This window comes from Methylobacterium sp. E-041, assembly GCF_022829665.1.
In the GTDB taxonomy this organism is placed as follows: domain Bacteria; phylum Pseudomonadota; class Alphaproteobacteria; order Rhizobiales; family Beijerinckiaceae; genus Methylobacterium.
The window spans coordinates 129,855-148,763 of the sequence record NZ_JAKSYQ010000285.1; the positions used below are offsets into that span (position 1 = coordinate 129,855).

The 18,909-nt window shown below is 69.3% G+C and carries 19 protein-coding genes; 16 read left to right on the forward strand and 3 right to left on the reverse strand.

The annotated features are described in order from the left end of the window. Positions 1-86 precede the first annotated feature (86 nt). Together MKK70_RS26295 and ggt are read left to right on the forward strand one after the other, a co-directional pair. Positions 87-962 (forward strand): transporter, encoded by an 876-nt coding sequence (locus tag MKK70_RS26295; protein WP_243950857.1) that lies wholly within the window; start codon positions 87-89, stop codon positions 960-962. A 43-nt stretch (positions 963-1,005) separates the two neighbouring features. Further along, the gene (gene ggt / locus MKK70_RS26300; RefSeq protein WP_409568327.1) at positions 1,006-2,730 is read left to right on the forward strand and encodes a gamma-glutamyltransferase; all 1,725 of its coding nucleotides are present in this window, start codon (positions 1,006-1,008) and stop codon (positions 2,728-2,730) included. 298 nt (positions 2,731-3,028) lie between these two features. On the opposite strand, the gene MKK70_RS26305 is transcribed toward ggt, so the two are convergent. Further along, entirely contained in the window at positions 3,029-3,400 is a 372-nt protein-coding gene (locus MKK70_RS26305; RefSeq protein ID WP_243950858.1) for a hypothetical protein, read from the reverse strand. Positions 3,401-3,877: 477 nt separating this feature from the next. Between MKK70_RS26305 and MKK70_RS26310 the strand changes: the two genes are divergently transcribed. From MKK70_RS26310 to MKK70_RS26375, 14 genes are all read left to right on the forward strand, one after another. Further along, positions 3,878-4,651 (forward strand): lysophospholipid acyltransferase family protein, encoded by a 774-nt coding sequence (locus MKK70_RS26310; RefSeq protein ID WP_243950860.1) that lies wholly within the window; start codon positions 3,878-3,880, stop codon positions 4,649-4,651. 127 nt (positions 4,652-4,778) lie between these two features. Next, positions 4,779-5,225 carry a hypothetical protein gene (locus tag MKK70_RS26315; RefSeq protein WP_147729237.1) on the forward strand — a complete coding sequence of 149 codons (447 nt, stop codon included), beginning with the start codon at positions 4,779-4,781 and terminating at the stop codon, positions 5,223-5,225. A gap of 202 nt (positions 5,226-5,427) precedes the next feature. After that, positions 5,428-6,543 (forward strand): DUF2125 domain-containing protein, encoded by a 1,116-nt coding sequence (locus MKK70_RS26320; RefSeq protein ID WP_147842651.1) that lies wholly within the window; start codon positions 5,428-5,430, stop codon positions 6,541-6,543. Positions 6,544-6,751: 208 nt separating this feature from the next. Then, the gene (gene urtA, locus MKK70_RS26325) at positions 6,752-7,999 is read left to right on the forward strand and encodes an urea ABC transporter substrate-binding protein (RefSeq protein WP_147842652.1); all 1,248 of its coding nucleotides are present in this window, start codon (positions 6,752-6,754) and stop codon (positions 7,997-7,999) included. A 262-nt stretch (positions 8,000-8,261) separates the two neighbouring features. Next, positions 8,262-9,188, forward strand: a complete 927-nt coding sequence (gene urtB, locus MKK70_RS26330) for an urea ABC transporter permease subunit UrtB (protein WP_147842653.1) — start codon at positions 8,262-8,264, stop codon at positions 9,186-9,188. Between the two features lie 11 nt (positions 9,189-9,199). Next, positions 9,200-10,369 (forward strand): urea ABC transporter permease subunit UrtC, encoded by a 1,170-nt coding sequence (gene urtC, locus MKK70_RS26335; protein WP_147726956.1) that lies wholly within the window; start codon positions 9,200-9,202, stop codon positions 10,367-10,369. Positions 10,370-10,376: 7 nt separating this feature from the next. Continuing rightward, entirely contained in the window at positions 10,377-11,162 is a 786-nt protein-coding gene (urtD, locus tag MKK70_RS26340) for an urea ABC transporter ATP-binding protein UrtD (protein ID WP_147726955.1), read from the forward strand. Between the two features lie 74 nt (positions 11,163-11,236). Then, positions 11,237-11,926, forward strand: a complete 690-nt coding sequence (gene urtE / locus MKK70_RS26345; protein WP_243950929.1) for an urea ABC transporter ATP-binding subunit UrtE — start codon at positions 11,237-11,239, stop codon at positions 11,924-11,926. Between the two features lie 11 nt (positions 11,927-11,937). Then, on the forward strand, positions 11,938-12,954 hold the full coding sequence (locus MKK70_RS26350; RefSeq protein WP_243950862.1) for an alpha/beta fold hydrolase: 1,017 nt from the start codon (positions 11,938-11,940) through the stop codon (positions 12,952-12,954). 79 nt (positions 12,955-13,033) lie between these two features. Then, positions 13,034-14,263: a formamidase gene (fmdA, locus tag MKK70_RS26355; protein ID WP_147726952.1), complete on the forward strand. Its 1,230-nt coding sequence runs from the start codon at positions 13,034-13,036 to the stop codon at positions 14,261-14,263. A gap of 62 nt (positions 14,264-14,325) precedes the next feature. Next, a complete protein-coding gene (locus MKK70_RS26360) occupies positions 14,326-14,643 on the forward strand; it encodes an FmdB family zinc ribbon protein (RefSeq protein WP_147726951.1) in 318 nt (105 codons plus the stop codon). A 64-nt stretch (positions 14,644-14,707) separates the two neighbouring features. Next, positions 14,708-15,760 (forward strand): aliphatic amidase, encoded by a 1,053-nt coding sequence (locus MKK70_RS26365; RefSeq protein WP_147842655.1) that lies wholly within the window; start codon positions 14,708-14,710, stop codon positions 15,758-15,760. A 217-nt stretch (positions 15,761-15,977) separates the two neighbouring features. Further along, complete coding sequence (locus MKK70_RS26370; protein WP_243950931.1) at positions 15,978-16,976, forward strand: sensor histidine kinase; 999 nt, start codon at positions 15,978-15,980, stop codon at positions 16,974-16,976. Between the two features lie 83 nt (positions 16,977-17,059). Continuing rightward, positions 17,060-17,482, forward strand: coding sequence for a SufE family protein (locus MKK70_RS26375; RefSeq protein WP_243950864.1), 423 nt, complete (start codon positions 17,060-17,062; stop codon positions 17,480-17,482). A 217-nt stretch (positions 17,483-17,699) separates the two neighbouring features. Here MKK70_RS26375 and MKK70_RS26380 read toward each other — a convergent pair whose 3' ends face one another. Continuing rightward, positions 17,700-18,545, reverse strand: a complete 846-nt coding sequence (locus tag MKK70_RS26380) for a DUF6456 domain-containing protein (RefSeq protein WP_243950866.1) — start codon at positions 18,543-18,545, stop codon at positions 17,700-17,702. Between the two features lie 111 nt (positions 18,546-18,656). After that, a complete protein-coding gene (locus tag MKK70_RS26385; protein ID WP_243950868.1) occupies positions 18,657-18,851 on the reverse strand; it encodes a hypothetical protein in 195 nt (64 codons plus the stop codon). Between the last annotated feature and the right edge of the window lie 58 nt (positions 18,852-18,909).

Below are 18,909 nucleotides of genomic sequence, written 5' to 3' on the forward strand. Positions count from 1 at the left end.
GCCCGGCGGGATGCTTCGGATGCGTCGAACCGTCGAACCCCGGTCGGCCCGCCCAGGATCCCCCTGGCGGCGACGAGGGACGAACGATGATCGCACGCCGCCCGTGGACGACCCGGACCGCCCTCGCCCTGCTCGCGGCCCTCCTGCCCGGCGGCCCCGCCTGGGCCGGCTCGGCGGCGCAGCCGGGCCAGACCGTCGGCCTGCCGGCGGGGGCGCAACTGCCGGTCGGGTTCTATTTCGTGAACCTGTCGAGCTTCGGCGTCCGCGACACGCGGCCCCTGGACTCGGAATCGAACGTCAACCTGCCGACCTTCGCCTGGGCGACGCCGTGGACGATCGCCGACGCGCGGCTGCAGTTCTTCGTCACGCAGCCGGTGGTCGCCTCGAGCGGGCGCGGCGCGCCCTACCAGAGCGGCGTCGGGCAGCCGCTGCTCGCGGCGCAGCTCGCCTGGGACCTCGGAAACGACCTCGGGTTCAGCTACCTGTTCGGCGGCTACCTGCCGATCGAGACCCGCTTCCTGACGCAGTCGGCCTCGATCACCCAGCGCTTCGCGGTCAGCTACACCGGCAACGGCTGGAACCTGACCGCCAACCTGCTGCACGGGATCTTCATCGACGACCGCTCGCCCACGGGCACGCTCTACCCGGACTACCTCAACCTCGACCTCACCGCGACGAGGAAGCTCGGCCAGTGGCAGGTCGGCGCCGTGGCCTTCGGCTCGACCGACCTGCCGACCGGGGTCGGCAGCGACCGGCCCCAGGGGCAGATCGCGGTGGGGGGCCTCGTCGGCTACAATTTCGGCCCGGTGAACCTGCAGGCCTACCTCACGCGCGACGTGGTCGAGCGCAACTACGGCGGCCGGGAGACCCGCGGCTGGCTGCGCGCGATCGTGCCGCTCTACCAGGACAAGGGCGAGGTCGAGCCGAACCGCACGCTGGTGACGCGACGCCAGGGCGAATGACCGGCGCCTGCCGGACGGTCGCGGCCGTGCTATCGGGAAGCGAATGAGATCGATCCGCGCCGCCCTCGCCGTTCTCCTCATGCTGGGCGGCCCCGCCCTCCCGCAGGGCTCGGGGCCGCCGATCCCCTCCGACGACGCACGGATGCTGCCGGTGCAGGCCGCGCACGGCATGGTCGCGAGCCAGGAGGCGCGGGCGACGCGGATCGGCGTCGACATCCTCAAGCGCGGCGGCAACGCGGTCGACGCCGCGGTCGCCGTCGGCTTCGCGCTGGCGGTGACCCTGCCGCAGGCGGGCAACCTCGGCGGCGGCGGCTTCATGCTGGTGCACCTGGCGGACCGGCACGAGACCGTGGCGATCGACTACCGCGAGACCGCGCCGCAGGCCGCCACCTCCGACATGTTCCTGGCGCCCGGCGGCGAGCCGGACCGCGCCGCCTCGCGGCGCAGCGGCAAGGCCGTCGGCGTGCCGGGCACGGTGCGGGGCCTGGCGGAGGCGCACCGCCTCTACGGATCGGGAAAGCTGTCCCTCGCCGAGCTGATCGCGCCGGCCGAGGCCCTGGCCCGCGCCGGCATCCCGGTCACCGGCGGCCTCGCCGATTCCCTGCCGCGGTCGGCCGGCCTCCTCGGGCGCTGGCCCTCGACCCGCCGGATCTTCTTCCGCGGCGACGTCCCCCTGCCCCGCGGCGACAGCCTCGTGCAGGCGGACCTCGCCGACACGCTGCGCGCCGTCGCCGAGGGCGGCCCGGACGCGTTCTATGCCGGCCCGATCGCCGGGCGGATCGCGGCGGCGGTGCGCGCGGCCGGCGGCCCGATGACGGAGGCCGATCTCGCCGCCTACCGGCCGGTGGTCCGCCAGCCCGTGCGCGGGACCTATCGCGGCTACGAGGTGGTCTCGATGCCGCCGCCCTCGTCCGGCGGCGTCCACCTGATCGAGATCCTGAACATCCTCGAGGGCTTCGACCTCGCCGCGATGGGTGCGGGCAGCGCCGCCGCGATCCACACCCTGGCCGAGGCGATGAAGCCGGCCTACGCCGACCGGGCGACCTGGCTCGGCGACCCGGACCGGGTCCGCGTGCCGGTGCAGGGCCTCACCGCCAAATCCTACGCGGCGCGGCTGCGGCGGGCGATCGACCCGGAGCGGGCACGGCCCGCCGACAGCATCGCGGCCGGCGACCCGTTGCCGCCCGAGCCCGACCAGACCACGCATTTCTCGGTGGTCGATGCCGCGGGCAACGCGGTGGCCAACACCTACACCCTGAACTTCTCCTACGGGATCGGGCTGGTGGCCGAGGGCACCGGCGTGCTGCTCAACAACGAGATGGACGACTTCTCCGCCAAGGCCGGCACCCCGAACGCCTACGGGCTCGTCGGCGGCGACGCCAACGCGGTGGCGCCGGGCGCCCGGCCGCTCTCCTCGATGACGCCGACCTTCCTGTTCCGGGACGGGCAGCTCTACCTCGTCACCGGCAGCCCCGGCGGCAGCCGCATCATCACCACCGTGCTCGACGTGATCGTCAACCTGATCGACTTCCGCATGAACCTCGCCGAGGCCGTCGACGCGCCGCGCATCCACCACCAGTGGAAGCCCGACGTGCTGCGGGTCGAGCAGGGCCTGTCGCCCGACACCCTCGCCCTCCTGCGGGCGCGGGGGCACGACGTCAGGGTCGGGTCGAGCTCGGGCTCGGCCAACTCGATCCTGCGCAGCGGCGGCCTGCTCTCGGGCGCCGCCGATCCGCGCCAGCGCGACACGCTCGCCGAAGGGTATTGAGGTGGGGCCGAGCGGCCGTCCGGCGGCGTCGGGACATGAAAAACCCCGCCGAAGCGGGGCTGCTGGGTCCGTCGCGCCACGGCGTCCTATGCCGTGTTCGACGAGCGGTAGGCCGGATCGCCATGGCTTTCTGCGCCGCGATAGGCGCGGAGCCGCGTCTTCTGGTCCTCGGAAAGCCCGTCGAAGAAGCTCGTCATGGGACGCGGTTGCGGTTGCGCCGACGCGTCAGACGCGGGAACAGCCTTGGAGGCCAGCGGCACCCGACGGAACGGCCCGAGAAGGCGTGCTAAGGTGTTCATCAGGGTATCTCCAGCCGGTAATATGCGTCCTGGCCCCTCGGGGTTGCAAGCTCGAACCCGAAAATGCCGCGATACAGGTCTTCCAGCCGAGGCACGACCGGCTGCACCCGGATCTCACGCTTGCCGTTAAGCTGTGCGTAGTTCTGCGTCGCCTCCAACGCCACGAGGGCCCGATATCCGGTCAGGGGACAATCCTGCCGCGGACTGCCTTCCAGGAACCTGACCGTGGCCGCCTCGCCGGACAGCGTGGTCAGGGCAAGGCCGCAGAGTCGGTCGCCGACCCACATCACGAGGTCGAGGCGATCGACTTCGTTGTGGTAGCGGTCGTGGACGAGATCCCAGTCCCAACATTCCGCGGACCGCCGGTCCAACCCCAACCATTGCCTCTTCCAGGCCTCGGACGCCCTGCGAGACCAGATTCCGAGGCTCAGATCGATCCCGAGGGCCGACGAGATCTTCCGTGCCGCCCGCAGACGGGCTTCGTCACCCCGCGGGAGATACCGCGCCCTGGCCATCGCAGACACTGGAAGGACGCCCTCCTGAAACGGCGACGGTCGTTGGCCGCCCCGGTGACGGCCGAGATGCAAGGCCGAGACTCGATGAAGCCAAGATCGAGCTGAAGCCAAGATCGAGCGATGACAAGATCGATCGATGGACAAGCCGCAAGCCTTCGATCGTCACCCGAGGACGATGCTCGGGCCGTCTCCCGCGAAGCGGCGCGGGATGCGCTGGCCCGGACCCGGGGTGCACGGCCCGCTTCCCGTCACAGCTTTCGCCCCGGTACCGGGCGCCATCTGTTGGCCCCCGCCGCGCCCACGCGCTAAAGGGAACCGTCACAGAAGGTCCCGATGCTCGCCGTCCGCTCCCTCGCGTTCAATATCTGCTTCTATGCCGCCACGACCCTGATCGCGTTCGGCGGGTTGCCGACGCTGGTCTCGGGGCGGGCGGTGATGCGGCTGGCGCGGTTCTGGGGGCGGGTGACGCTGTGGCTGCTGCGCGTGGTCGCCGGCACGCGGGTGGAGTTCCGCGGGCTGGAGAACATCCCGTCCGGCGCGATGCTGGTCGGGGCCAAGCACCAGTCGGCGCTCGAGACCCTGGCCCTGTGCACGGTGTTTCCCGAATTCGCCTACGTGCTGAAGCGCGAGCTGCTGTTCATCCCGCTGATCGGCTGGTTCCTGTCGCGCAGCGGCATGGTGGCGATCGACCGGTCGAAGGGCGCGCGCGCCATGAGCCTGATGAACGCGGCAGCCGCCGACGCGATCGCGCAGGGGCGCCAGCTCATCGTCTTCCCCGAGGGCACCCGGACGGCGCCCGGCGCGGCCCCGGCCTACAAGCAGGGCCTGTCCCACCTCTACGCCGCGCTCTCCGTGCCGTGCCTGCCGGTGGCGCTGAACACCGGCCTGTACTGGCCGCGCCGCAGCTTCGTCCGCCGCCCGGGCACCACGGTGATCGAGTTCCTGCCGCCGATCCCGCCGGGGCTGGCACGCGCCGCCTTCCTCGACCTCGTCGAGGACCGCATCGAGACCGCCTCGAAGGCCCTGCTCGCGGCCGGCCTCGCCGACCTCGGGCAGGCCGCCCGCACGGTCCCGGAGCCGCGCCGCGAAACCTCGCGTCCGGCCTGACCCGCGCGCCCGATTCGTGCGCGCGGAGAACCGTCGGGACGTTGCGAATCGGCCTGCGAATTCCCATTTCCGTTGAACGAGACGAATCGCTTGACTGGCGCGCGATGCCCGATCTAGGTTGGAACAAATGGCGAACAAGAGAGCCTTGTCCTGGTCGGCCGCCCTGCGCGACCTGAAGGACGAGCGGACACGGAGACAGGACGTGCGGGAAGAGCGCTTGAGGACCACCGCCGGCCTTCGCGGCACCCCTGCCCTGGCGCTCAGCGCCTGGCGCGGACGTTCCGGCCGGCGCTACGTCGTCGGCGTCCACGACCTCAGCGCGCCCGAGCTCGACGAGATGGGCGAGGCGGTGGTGATCGCGGTCCGCCGCGATCCCGCCGGCATCGCCGAGCTGGTCGCGGTGTCGGCCTCCGGCGAGAGCCCCCGCGAGCGCCTGCACCGCACTTGGCTCGCCCGCGCCCGGAAGGGCGGCGCGACCGAGATGCACGTGCATCGGCTCGCCGAGGACGAGGCCGAGCGCAAGGCCATCGTCGACGATCTCTCGATGGAGAGCGCGGATCCGGCGCACGCCTGATATCCCTCCGCTCGATCAGGGCGGTCGGCATATCCGGCAGGCCCGCGCGCGATCGAAGGCCGAATCTGCCGGTCCGGCGAGGTGATGCGGATTTGGATCACGCCGCCCACGCCCCAGTTTCGCCCCGAGCCTCCCCTCATGCCTTGTGCGGCATGGACGATCGCGGACGAACCCGCGACGGGGCGAGAGCGCGGAGCGAACGATGCAGGATCCGGTACGGCAAGATCCTTCGGGGCAAGCCCCGGCCGAGCCCGCCGCGATCCCGCCCAAGGCGCCGCGTTCCCGGCGCGGCCTGTTCCTCCCCTACATCCTGCTGCTGACGCTGGTGCTGCTGTGGTCGGCGGGCTGGGTCTACCTCCGCGGCCGCGCCGCCACCGAGATGGACGGCTGGGTCGCCCGCGAGGCCGCGGCCGGACGGACCTGGACCTGCGCCGACCGGTCGATCACCGGCTATCCGTTCCGGATCGAGCTGCGCTGCGCCTCGGTCAGCCTCGCGCGTGCCGACGGCCGCTTCCGGCTGGGTCCGCTGACCGCGGTGACGCAGGTCTACCAACCCCGGCACGTGCTGATGCTCGCCGAGGGCCCGTTTCACGTGGAACAGGGCGACCTCGTCGGCGACGCGACCTGGACGATGCTGGAAGGCAGCTTCCACGGCGCGTCGGACGGGTTCGTGCGCGCCTCGCTCGTGGTCGACGGGCCTTCGGTGACGGTCGCCGGCGCGGCGCCCGATCCGATCGCCGTCTCCGCCCGCCACCTCGAGCTGCATGCGCGGCCGACGCCGGGACGATTCGATTCGGACGGCGCGGTCGACCTCAGCCTGCGCCTGTCGCAGGCCCTGGCGCCGATGGCGGATGCGCTGATCGGCAACGCCGATCCCGCCGACCTCACCCTCGACGCCACGGTCAACCGGGCGGCGATGCTCGGCACCGGCACGGTGGCGCGCGAGCTCGAACGCTGGCGCCAGGCCGACGGCAGCCTCGACGTCGCCGGGCTGTCGCTGGCCAAGGGTGCGCGCCGCCTGCAGGCCAAGGGCAATCTCGGGATCGACCAGGATCATCGCGTCGAGGGCCAGCTGGACCTGCGGGCCGCCGGGGTCGAGGCGCTGGTCGCGTCGGTCGTCGGGCAGCGCTTCGGCGCCGATCGCGGCGCGCTCATCGGCAACCTCGTCGGCGGCCTGCTCGGGCTTAGGCGCCAGCCCGAGGGCGAGCCGGGGGGCGACGTGCCGCTCAAGCCGCTGCCGCCGCTGCGCCTCGCCGACGGCCGGATGATGTTCGGGCCGATCGCGATCCCGAACGTGCGGCTGCAGCCGCTGTACTGATCCGGCCGTGCCGGTCCCCGGGCGTCGAGGGTGGAGCAGACTGCGCCGCCCGGGCGCCGGCGGCCATACGCAAAACAGCGTATATGCTGCAACGCAACCGAGCCCCTAGCCTGCGCTCCACGATCCGCGGCCGTTCCATGAGCCGCCGGACGCGAGATGCGAGGCGTGAGGCACGATGGCTGACGGGGATCACGATCTGGATCGGGGCATGGACCGCGGCTTGCGCTCGCCCCTGCGGCGCAAGCTGCTGATGGGGCTGGCGGCCGCGCCCGCCCTTTCGCTCCTGCCGCGCACCGCGTTCGCGGCGGGGCCTGCCACCTCGGCGGTCAGCACCACCGGCCTCGCCGTCACCGACACCGAGGTGACCTGCGGCATCCTCCACTCGATCACCGGCACCATGGCGATCTCGGAGACCGGCGCCCAGCAGGCCGAGAAGCTCGCCATCGCGCAGATCAACGAGGCCGGCGGCATCCTCGGCCGCAAGATCAAGATCATCCAGGAGGACGGCGCCTCCGACTGGCCGACCTTCGCCGAGAAGGCCAAGAAGCTCCTCGTCAACGACAAGTGCGCGGCGGTGATGGGCTGCTGGACCTCGGCCTCGCGCAAGGCGGTGCTGCCGGTCTTCGAGCAGTACAACGGCCTCCTGTACTACCCGACCTTCTACGAGGGCCTGGAGCAGTCCAAGAACGTGTTCTACACCGGCCAGGAGGCGACGCAGCAGATCCTCGCCGGCCTCGACTGGGTGCACAAGGAGAAGGGCGGCGACACGTTCTTCTTCGTCGGCTCGGACTACATCTGGCCGCGCACCTCGAACAAGATCGCCCGCAAGCACGTCGAGAACGTGCTCAAGGGCAAGGTCGTCGGCGAGGAATACTTCCCGCTCGGTCACACGCAGTTCAACTCGGTGATCAACAAGATCAAGCTCACGAAGCCGAAGGTGATCTTCACCGACGTGGTCGGCGGCTCGAACGTGGCGTTCTACAAGCAGCTCAAGGCGTCCGGCATCGACCTCTCGAAGCAGGTGCTTCTGACGATCTCGGTCACCGAGGACGAGATCGACGGCATCGGCGGCGACAACATCGCCGGCGCGTACTCGTGCATGAAGTACTTCCAGTCGATCGAGAACGACAACAACAAGAAGTTCGTCGCCGACTTCAAGAAGATGTGGGGCGAGAAGACCGTCATCGGCGACGTCACCCAGGCCGCCTATCTCGGGCCCTACCTGTGGAAGATGGCCTGCGAGAAGGCCGGCTCGTTCGACGTCGACAAGGTCGTCGCCGCTTCGCCCGATCTCGAGTTCAAGGGCGCCCCCGAGGGCTACGTCCGGATCGACCCGAACCACCACCTGTGGTCGAAGACCCGGGTCGGCAAGGCCAAGACCGACGGCCAGTTCGAGATCGTCTACACAAGCCCCGAGCTGATCAAGCCCGACCCGTTCCCGAAGGGCTACCAGTAGGCCGCATGCGCGCGCCGCCGATGCGGCGCGCGATTTGCAGACGGCCTTTCGACGATCCCCCATCCCCCGGCCTCATCCTGAGGCGCCCGCGACGGTGGGCCTCGAAGGAGGGCTCCAGGGATCGCCGAGCGCTTCGGAGGGCTCCCTCGAGGCCTCCGCTTCGCTCCGGCACCTCAGGATGAGGTGGGCGGGTGGGAGACGGCGATCGCGCAAAGCGGCGGGCCACGGCCCTCCGGCATTCCCGACGGCTCGGAGCGCACGGATGTTCGGTGACTATTCCCTCGGCGATCTCGGCGCGATCTTCGCGATGCAGGGCTTCGCCGGCCTGATCCTGTTCTCGGTCTACGTGCTGATGGCGCTCGGGCTGGCGATCATCTTCGGGCAGATGGGCGTGATCAACATGGCGCACGGGGAGTTCATGATCCTCGGCGCGTACATGACCTACCTGTGCTCGACCTTCTTCCAGACCTACCTGCCGGCGCTGTTCCCGGCATACTTCTTCCTGGCGATGATCCTCGCCTTCTGCGCCTCCGGGGCGCTGGGGATGCTGGTGGAGTGGGCGCTGATCCGCCACCTCTACAAGCGCCCGCTCGACACGCTGCTCGCCACCTGGGGCCTGTCGCTGATCCTGCAGCAGGCCTACCGCTCGATCTTCGGCGCGCGCGAGGTCGGCGTCGAGCTGCCGAGCTGGCTGATCGGCTCGGTGCAGGTCACCGATTCGATCGAGATCCCGATCAACGGCCTGTTCGTGATGGCGGTCACCACGCTGATCACGGTCGGCGTCGCGCTGCTGATCTACCGCTCGCGCTTCGGCCAGCAGGTCCGCGCGGTGATGGCCAACCGCCCGATGGCGGGCGCCGTCGGCATCGATACCGAGAAGGTCGACCGCTACACGTTCGGCCTCGGTTGCGGCATCGCGGGCGTGGCCGGCTCGGCCTTCACGATGATCGGCTCGACCGGGCCGACCTCGGGCCAGCTCTACATCGTCGACACCTTCCTGATCGTGGTCTTCGGCGGGGCGGCCTCCCTGCTCGGCACCATCGCCTCGGCGTTCTCGATCTCCCAGACCCAGTCGACGCTGGAATTCTTCCTCTCCGGCTCGATGGCCAAGGTGCTCACCCTGCTCGCGGTGGTCGGCATCCTGATGCTGCGGCCGCAGGGCCTGTTCACCCTCAAGGTCCGGCGCTGAGGATTTCGACGATGAAGAACCCCGTCCAGACCCTGACCAAGTCCGTCACCGTGAACGACAACCCGTTCATGAAGCCGATCGAGTGGCTGAGCCTGGCGGTGCTGGCTTTGGTGCTGCTCGTCGTGCTGCCGAGCCTGCTCGACGCCTTCCGGCTCAACCTGGTTGGCAAGTACCTCACCTACGCCTTCGTCGCCCTCGGCCTCGTCATCTGCTGGGGCTATGCCGGCATCCTGTCGCTCGGCCAGGGCTGCTTCTTCGGCCTCGGCGGCTACTGCATGGCGATGTACCTGAAGCTCGAGGCGTCCAGCGTCGAGAACACGAAGATCCAGTCGACGCCGGGCATCCCCGACTTCATGGACTGGAACCAGATCACGGCGCTGCCGTGGTTCTGGAAGCCGTTCCAGAGCCTGCCGCTGACCTTGATCCTCGTCGTCGCGGTACCGGTGCTGTTCGCCTTCGTGATCTCGGCGGCGATGTTCAAGCGCCGGGTCGGCGGCACCTACTTCGCCATCATCACCCAGGCGATCGCCGCGATCCTGACGATCCTGATCGTCGGGCAGCAGGGCTACACCGGCGGCATCAACGGCATCACCGACCTGCGCACGCTGCACGGCTGGGACATCCGCACCGACGGCGCCCACACCATCCTCTACTTCGTCAACGGCGGCCTGCTGATCGGCTGCATCCTGATCGCGCAGTTCGTGAAGAAGTCGAAGCTCGGGCGCATCCTGGTCGCGATGCGGGACAAGGAGGACCGGGTGCGGTTCTCCGGCTACTCGGTCGCCGGGTTCAAGGTCTTCGCCTTCTGCCTCGCCGCCGCCTTCGCGGCGATCGGCGGCGCGATGTTCACCCTCCAGGTCGGGTTCATGTCGCCGTCCTTCGTCGGCATCGTGCCCTCGATCGAGATGGTGATCTACGCCGCCGTCGGCGGGCGGATGTCGCTGTTCGGCGCGGTCTGGGGCACGCTGCTCGTCAACTGGGCCAAGACCAGCTTCTCGGAATCCTTCCCCGACCTGTGGCTGTTCGGCCTCGGCGCGCTGTTCATCGCCGTGGTGCTGGCCTTCCCGAACGGTCTCGCCGGCATCTGGCGCGAGCACGTCGAGCCGCGCCTGACGCGCCGGGTGAAGGGTCTGCGCGCCCCGCCCCCCGCGATCGTCCCCCACGGCGCACCGGCCGAGTGAGAACAGCATGAACGCCGCGATCCTCCCGGGCTCCGTCATCGGCGCCAACCCGAACGCCCCCGAATACCTGCTGGCGGTCGACGCGCTCACCGTCTCCTTCGACGGGTTCAAGGCGGTCAACGACGTCTCGTTCTACGTCGACCCCAACGAGATCCGGGTGATCATCGGCCCGAACGGCGCCGGCAAGACCACGGTGCTCGACCTGATCTGCGGGCGCACGCGCGCCAGCGCCGGGTCGATCAAGTACAAGGGCCAGGAGCTGACCAAGCTCACCGAGAGCGCGATCGTCCAGGCCGGCGTCGGGCGCAAGTTCCAGACCCCGTCGATCTACGACGACCTGACCGTGTTCGAGAACCTGGAGATCTCGTTCCCGCGCGGGCGCTCGGTGTTCGGGGCGCTGACCTTCAAGCGCGACGCGCAGGTCCGCGAGCGCATCCACGAGATCGCCGAGACGATCTTCCTGAAGGACCAGCTGCTGGAGCGGGCCGAGTTCCTCAGCCACGGCCAGAAGCAGTGGCTCGAGATCGGCATGCTGCTGATCCAGGACCCGGAGCTGCTGATGCTCGACGAGCCGGTGGCCGGGATGAGCGTCGGCGAGCGCATCAAGACCGCCGAGCTGCTGAACCAGATCATCGTCGGCCGCTCGGTGCTGGTGATCGAGCACGACATGAAGTTCGTCGAGGACATCGCCCACCGGGTCACCGTGCTGCACCAGGGCAAGGTCCTGTCGGAGGGCTCGATGGAGCGGGTCAAGAACGATCCGAAGGTCATCGAAGTGTATCTGGGACACTGAGCATCATGCTGCAGACCGCGCATCCCCCCCTGGCCAAGGCCCCTCCGCTCACCACGCTCCCCTCGGCGGCGCCGATCTTAAGCGTCGAGGACCTGCACGCCGCCTACGGCCAGAGCGAGGTGCTGCACGGGCTGAACTTCCAGGTCGCGCCCGGCGAGATCGTCGCGGTGATGGGCCGCAACGGCATGGGCAAGACCACGCTGCTGAAGACCCTGATGGGGATCGTGCCGGTGAAGGCCGGCTCGATCCGCGTCGACGGCACCGAGATCGGCGCCCTCAAGAGCCACGCCCGGGTCGCCAAGGGTCTCGCCTACGTGCCGCAGGGCCGGATGATCTTCTCGACCATGACGGTGCAGGAGAACATCGAGACCGGGCTCACCGTCACCGGCGCCCGCAAGGTGCCGCAGGACCTCTACGAAATGTTCCCGGTGCTGCTCGAGATGAAGGGACGGCGCGGCGGCAATCTGTCGGGCGGCCAGCAGCAGCAGCTCGCCATCGCCCGCGCGCTCGCGAGCAAGCCGAAGGTGCTGCTCCTCGACGAGCCGACCGAGGGCATCCAGCCGTCGATCATCCGCGAGATGGGCCGGACCCTGAAGAAGATCCGCGACGCGCGCGGCCTGTCGATCGTCGTCTCCGAGCAGGTCCTGAGCTTCGCCCTCGACGTCGCCGACCGGGTGCTCGTCATGGAGAACGGCGAGATCGTCCACGAATCGCTGCGCGCCGACATCGACGAGGCCCAGGTCGCCCGCTTCCTCTCGGTCTGAACGAGGACATCATGGCCGATTACGAGATCTTCGAGCTCGGCGACCACGTTCTCCAATGCGGCAAGACGCTGCGCAACGCCAAGCTCGCGTTCAAGACCTTCGGCACGCTGAACGCGGCGCGCGACAACGCCATCGTCTACCCGACCTGGTATTCCGGCCAGCACACCGAGAACGAGTGGCTGATCGGGCCGGGCAAGGCGCTCGACCCCGAGAAGTACTTCATCATCATCCCGAACATGTTCGGCAACGGGCTCTCGTCCTCGCCGAGCAACACGCCGGCCCCCTGGAACGGGCCGCGCTTCCCGAACGTCACCGCCTACGACAACGTCTGCGCGCAGCACCGGCTCGTCACCGAGCATTTCGGCATCGATAAGCTGGTGCTGGTGACCGGGTGGTCGATGGGAGCGCTCCAGACCTACCATTGGGGCGCGCTCTATCCGGACATGGTCCCGCGCATCCTGCCGTTTCAGGGCTCGGCCAAGTGCTCGCGGCACAACTTCGTCTTCCTCGAAGGCGCCAAGGCCGCGCTCCAGGCCGACGCCGCCTTCGCCGAGGGCTGGTACGCGAGCCCGCCGAACAAGGGGCTGCGCGCCTTCGGCCGGGTCTATGCCGGCTGGGGCCTGTCGCAGACCTTCTACCGGATCGAGGCCGACAAGACCCACATGGGCTACGCCTCGCTCGAGGACTTCCTCGTCGGGTTCTGGGAGGGGCTGTTCTACACGCGCGACGCCAACGACCTGCTCGCGATGCTGTGGACCTGGCAGAACGGCGACATCGGCGCCAACGACACCTTCCACGGGGACACCAAGGCGGCGCTTCGCGCGATCACCGCCAAGGCGATCCTGATGCCGGCCTCGACCGACCTGTACTTCCCGCCCGAGGACAACCGCATCGAGGCGGAGTCGATGCCGAACGCGGAGCTGCGCGTCATCGACACCTGGTGGGGCCACTTCGCCGGCGGCCCCGGCACCAGCCCCGACGACATCAAGACCCTCGACGACACGCTCAAAGAGCTGCTCGCGAGCTGAACGGTTTCGGCCGGTGCGCCGGCCGGGCGGGGATGCGCCAAGCCCCGGATTTTCGAACAACAGGGAGCACAGTCGAGACATGCCCGAGACGCTGATCAAGGTCGACCTGACGCAATCGGCCTACGACAACGACATGGTGCACAACCGCTGGCACCCGGACATCCCGATGGTCGCGACGGTGAAGCCCGGCGACGACTTCATCGTCGAGACCTACGACTGGACCGGCGGCTTCATCAAGAACAACGATTCCGCCGACGACGTGCGCGACATCGACCTGTCGATCGTCCACTTCCTCTCCGGCCCGATCGGCGTCGAGGGCGCCGAGCCCGGCGACCTGCTCGTGGTCGACCTCCTCGACATCGGCGCCAAGCCCGAGAGCCAGTGGGGCTTCAACGGCTTCTTCTCGAAGAACAACGGCGGCGGCTTCCTCGACGAGCACTTCCCCCAGGCGCAGAAGTCGATCTGGGACTTCGAGGGCATGTTCACCAAGTCGCGCCACATCCCCGGCGTGCGCTTCCCCGGCCTGATCCACCCGGGGCTGATCGGCTGCCTGCCCGACCCGAAGATGCTGGAGACCTGGAACACCCGCGAGAAGGCGCTGTTCGACACCGACCCGAACCGCGTGCCGGCGCTGGCCACCCTGCCCTTCGCGCCGACCGCCCACATGGGCCGGCTCAAGGGCGAGGCGAAGGACAAGGCGGCGGCCGCCGGCGCCCGCACGGTGCCGGGGCGCGAGCACGGCGGCAATTGCGACATCAAGGACCTGTCGCGCGGCTCGAAGATCTACTTCCCGGTCTACGTGCCCGGCGCCGGCCTCTCGATGGGCGACCTGCACTTCAGCCAGGGCGACGGCGAGATCACCTTCTGCGGCGCGATCGAGATGGCGGGCTGGGTCCACCTCAAGGTCAGCCTGATCAAGGACGGCATGGCCAAGTACGGGATCAAGAACCCGATCTTCAAGCCGTCGCCGATCACCCCGAAGTTCGACGACCACCTGATCTTCGAGGGCGTCTCGGTCGACGAGCACGGCAAGCAGCATTACCTCGACGTGACGGTGGCCTACCGCCAGGCCTGCCTCAACGCGATCGAGTACCTCAAGAAGTTCGGCTACTCGGGCGCGCAGGCCTACTCGATCCTCGGCACCGCGCCGGTCCAGGGCCACATCTCCGGCGTCGTCGACATCCCGAACGCCTGCGCGACCTTGTGGATTCCGACCAAGATCTTCGAGTTCGACATCAATCCCACTGCTGCCGGGCCGACGAAGTTCCTCGACGGCTCGATCCAGATGCCGCTCTCGCCGGATCTGTAGTCTTCGGGTCTGCCGCGCCTTCCGGGCGGCAGACCGCGTGCACCCTGCCTGAAAGCGCTCGAATGCCCGTCTACGATTACGCTTGCGAGGCCTGCGGGCCGTTCACGGTGCTGCGCCCGATGGCGCAGTTCAGGGACCCGCACGACTGTCCCGATTGCGGGGCGGCGTGCGGGCGCGCCTTCCTCACCGCGCCGAACCTCGCCTCCATGGATGCGGGCCGGCGCAAGGCCTTCGCCACCAACGAGCGCAGCGCGCACGCGCCCCGCAAGTCGTCCGCGCACGGGGCCGGCTGCGGCTGCTGCAGCGGGACCAAGGCGAAGTCCAACCCCACGGCCGCCAAGAGCTTTCCGAACGCGCGGCCGTGGATGATCAGCCACTAGGCTGCAGCTCACCCTCCCCCTCTCGCGGGGGAGGCAAGAACCCAAGCCAGGAGGAACCCACGCCATGATGCACGGAGACATCTCGTCCAGCGCCGACAGCGTCGGCGTCGCGGTGGTGAACTACAAGATGCCCCGCCTGCACACCAAGGCCGAGGTCTTGGAGAACGCGAGCAAGATCGGCGACATGATCGTCGGGATGAAGGCCGGCCTGCCGGGCCTCGACCTGGTGATCTTCCCCGAATACTCGACCCACGGGATCATGTACGACGCGGGCGAGATGTACGAGACCGCCTCCACCGTGCCGGGGGCGGAGACCGAGATCTTCGCCGCCGCCTGCCGGAAGGCCAAGGTCTGGGGCGTGTTCTCGCTCACCGGCGAGCGCCACGAGGAGCACCCGAACAAGGCGCCCTACAACACGCTCATCCTGATGAACGACCAGGGCGAGATCGTGCAGAAGTACCGCAAGATCATGCCCTGGACGCCGATCGAGGGCTGGTACCCGGGCGACCGCACCTACGTCTCGGAGGGGCCGAAGGGCCTGATGATCAGCCTGATCATCTGCGACGACGGCAACTATCCCGAGATCTGGCGCGACTGCGCGATGCGCGGGGCCGAGCTCATCATCCGCTGCCAGGGCTACATGTACCCGGCCAAGGAACAGCAGATCCTGATGTCGAAGGCGATGGCCTTCGCCAACAACACCTACGTGGCGGTGGCCAACGCGGCCGGCTTCGACGGGGTCTACAGCTACTTCGGCCACTCCGCGATCGTCGGCTTCGACGGGCGCACCCTCGGCGAGTGCGGCGAGGAGGAGATGGGCATCCAGTACGCGGCGCTGTCGAAGTTCCTGATCCGCGACTTCCGTGCGCACGGGCAGTCGGAGAACCACCTCTTCAAGCTGCTGCACCGCGGCTACACCGGGATGATCAACTCGAAGGAGAACCGGCACGGGCTGTCGGAATGCCCCTACGACTTCTACCGCCGCTGGATCGAGGACCCCGACGCCACCCGCGACGCGGTGCGCGCCATCACCCGGCAGGGCGTCGGCACCGAGGAATGCCCGATCGACGGCATCCCCTTCGTCGGCAAGGGCGAGGGTCCGCCGGACCCGCGCTGAGACGCGGCCCACCGCGCGGTTCCGCCGGCCCGGGAGGCCGGGCGGGGCCGCGCGGGTGACAGGACGTCGTCCCTATCGGAACGGCCCATCGCCCGACACGTTGACCGGCGCTTGCCTAGCGCACATCAGGTCGGAACAGGGGCGGATCGGGAAGATCATGAACGGTGAGTCGAAGCCGGCCGGTGCGGGCGGTCAGGACAGCGAGCCGGGAGCGCCCATGGTCAGCGCGGAGTTCCGGCGCTTCGCCGACGACGTTCCGCTGATGATGTGGCGCTCGGACCATCTCGGCCACGCGATCCATCACAACGAGTGCTGGCTCCAGTTCACCGGGCGGCCGCTGGAGGAGGAGCTCGGCGCCGGCTGGCGCACGGGGCTCCACCCGGACGACTTCGAGCGCCACGCGCGCATCGTCTCGGCCGCGTTCACGGCGCGGGAGCCGTTCACCGTGGAGTTCCGCCTGCGGCGCCACGACGGGGCCTATCGCTGGCTGCTCGACACCGCCCGGCCGCTGACCGAGGACGGCGAGTTCCGCGGCTATCTCGGCTCGTGCTTCGACATCACCGACCGTAAGCATGCCGAGGTGCATATCGAGGAGGCGCTGCAGGAGAAGGAGACCCTGCTCGCCGAGGTCTACCACCGGGTCCGCAACAACCTCCAGGTGATGGTCAGCCTGATCGGGCTCTACGGCCGCGCGGCGCCCGAGCCCTGCCGCGGCAGCTTCGAGGCGCTGGGCCAGCGGGTGCGGGCGATCGCGCTGGTGCAGCAGCACCTGCACGAGGCGCCGCACATCGCCTCGATCGACCTGCGCGACTACCTGCACCGGCTCGCCTCCGGCCTCGGCCAGCTGCGCCGGGCCGGCCGCATCGGCGTCCATCTCGGCGGCACCGGCACCAGCCTGGTCGAGCCGCGCACCGCCAACGCCCTCGGCATGATCGTCGCCGAGATCGTCGCCGAATGCCTCGATGCCACCGCCGAGAGCGTCGCCTGCGCGATCGCCATCGACATCGACGCGGCCCCCGGTGCACCGGTGCGTCTCTCGATCGTCTCCGGCGCCGGCGACCAGGCGGAGTCGGGTCGGCCGAACATCCCGAAGCTCGGGCCGCGGCTGATCGCGGCCTACGCCGCCCAGGCCGAGATCGCGGTCACCGGCGTCGCGACCGCCGAGGATCCGCTGCGGCTGCAGCTGCCGGAGGCGCGGGTCGAGGACCCGGCCTGAGCGGGCGTCGCGATTCGCATCGGCCGGGGCGGCGACCTATATCCAGGATATCCCGCGCCCCCCCGACACGAAACCGGCCGAGCATGCTGCCTCCGATCGAGACCATCGTCGAGAACTTCGAATTCATCGAAGATGACTACATGCGCCTAGAATACTTAATTGAATTGGGCCGTGCCTTGCCGCCCATGCCCGAGGCCTTACGCACAGATGAGAACCGAGTGCGCGGTTGTGAAAGTCAGGTCTGGATCGATACCAAGCTTGACATCGATCCGTCCGGACCGAAGATGTCGCTGCAAGGCTTTAGCGACTCTGTGATCGTATGTGGTTTTGTAGCTTTGATGTTAAGCCTATACAACGGACTGGCTCCTGGCAAAGCTGCCGAGACGGATGGTCTGGAATTGTTCAGGCAGTTGCAGTTTGGCTCTCATGTCACCTCGAAACGCTCAAACGGCGTGCGCGAGATGGTGAATCGCATCAGAAGGGACGCCGCTCGATTGGCAGCCTGATCGAGTCCAAATCTCAGGGACGCCGAAGCTCACTTTCAATGCACCCTCTTCCCCCCTCTGTGGGGAAGGATAGGCCTCGCGTCAGCGAGGGTCGGGAGAGGGGAGCGCCGTATCCGGCACCGTCGCTCCCCTCTCCCGACCCGCTTCGCGGGCCACCCTCCCCCGCAGAGGGGGGAGGGAAAACCGACCTCGTCGCGAGAAGCGTCTTCTCGAACTGTCACGCCCGGTCCCGCCACAGCCGCATCCGGGCGTGGTCGGGCCCGACCGCCTCGCGCTGCAGGCCGTAATGCTCGGCGAGGCGCCCGAGGGCGATCTTCGCCACCACCTTGGCGGAGCGCGCCGGCCAGCGGCGTTCCTCCTCGATCCGCTCGAGCCCCTTCACGTGGCCGCACAGGTCGATCAGCAGGCCCGACAAGTCGTGGCCGACCGCGGCCATCGCCCGCTCCACCCGGGCACGGGCCGCCATCATCGCATCCGAGGCGCCGGCGGCGTCGCGCGGGCCGGAACCGTCGACGCGGATCGCGCTCCAGTCGATGCCCATTCGTGGCATCATCAGGCCCGTGGTGATGTCGCGGCGCAGGCGCTCGCCGGCCTCGAACGAGGCCCGGTCGAGGAGGGGCGCCCCGTCCCGGCCGCGCCGCCGCACCATCCAGGCGATCGGGCTCTCGGCGGCGTCGCGCAGGCGTCGCTCCGCCCCCTCGCCCTCCACCACGAGGTCGAGATGCTGGCCGCGGAACGCTTCGCCGGCCGGGGCGTCGCCGCGCCTGAGGCGGGCGCGGCCGGCCGGTGCCAGCAGGATGCGGCCGCGCGGACCTGGCTCGCGGTGGGCGAGGTCCGCGGCCAGCAGGCGCTCGCCCGACGCCGCGGGAAAGCGCCCGCCGCCGAGCGAGACGCCGCCGCCGCACCGCACGATCAGCATCGCATCCTCGACCGGGTCCGGGAAGGCGTAGGCGCCCTCGGGCGCGAGCGCCGCGAGCAGCCGCTCGCCGGCGCGCCCGAGCGCGGCCTCCGCGCGCGGCACGGCCACGGGGCGGGCGGTCCGGGCCTGAGAGGTTTTGTTCATGTTTTGTTCCCAACGCGAACGATCTTCGTCACGGCGAAGGAAACAGGAGAGTCTTGAAAATCGTCCTAGATCAAGACTTGACGGCCCGCGCGCTGTGGAGCGTCACGCAGCTCACGCCGTGGGTTGGGTCGGCGGATGCTTCAGCACCTCGGCGATCTCGTCCTCGGACTTGCCGCGAACGTCGTAGCCCATCGCGGCGAGCCGCTCGACCAGCCCGTCGCTGTCGGCCGCGGACCGGGCGGCCCACTCCGCCAGGACGTCGTTCGCCTTGGCGAGGTCGTCGGTGGGGATCTTGGGATCGCTCATCGGAACAGACCGCTCACGGGACAGGACTGAGGCAGTGCAAGGTTCGTTCCTCTGGCAG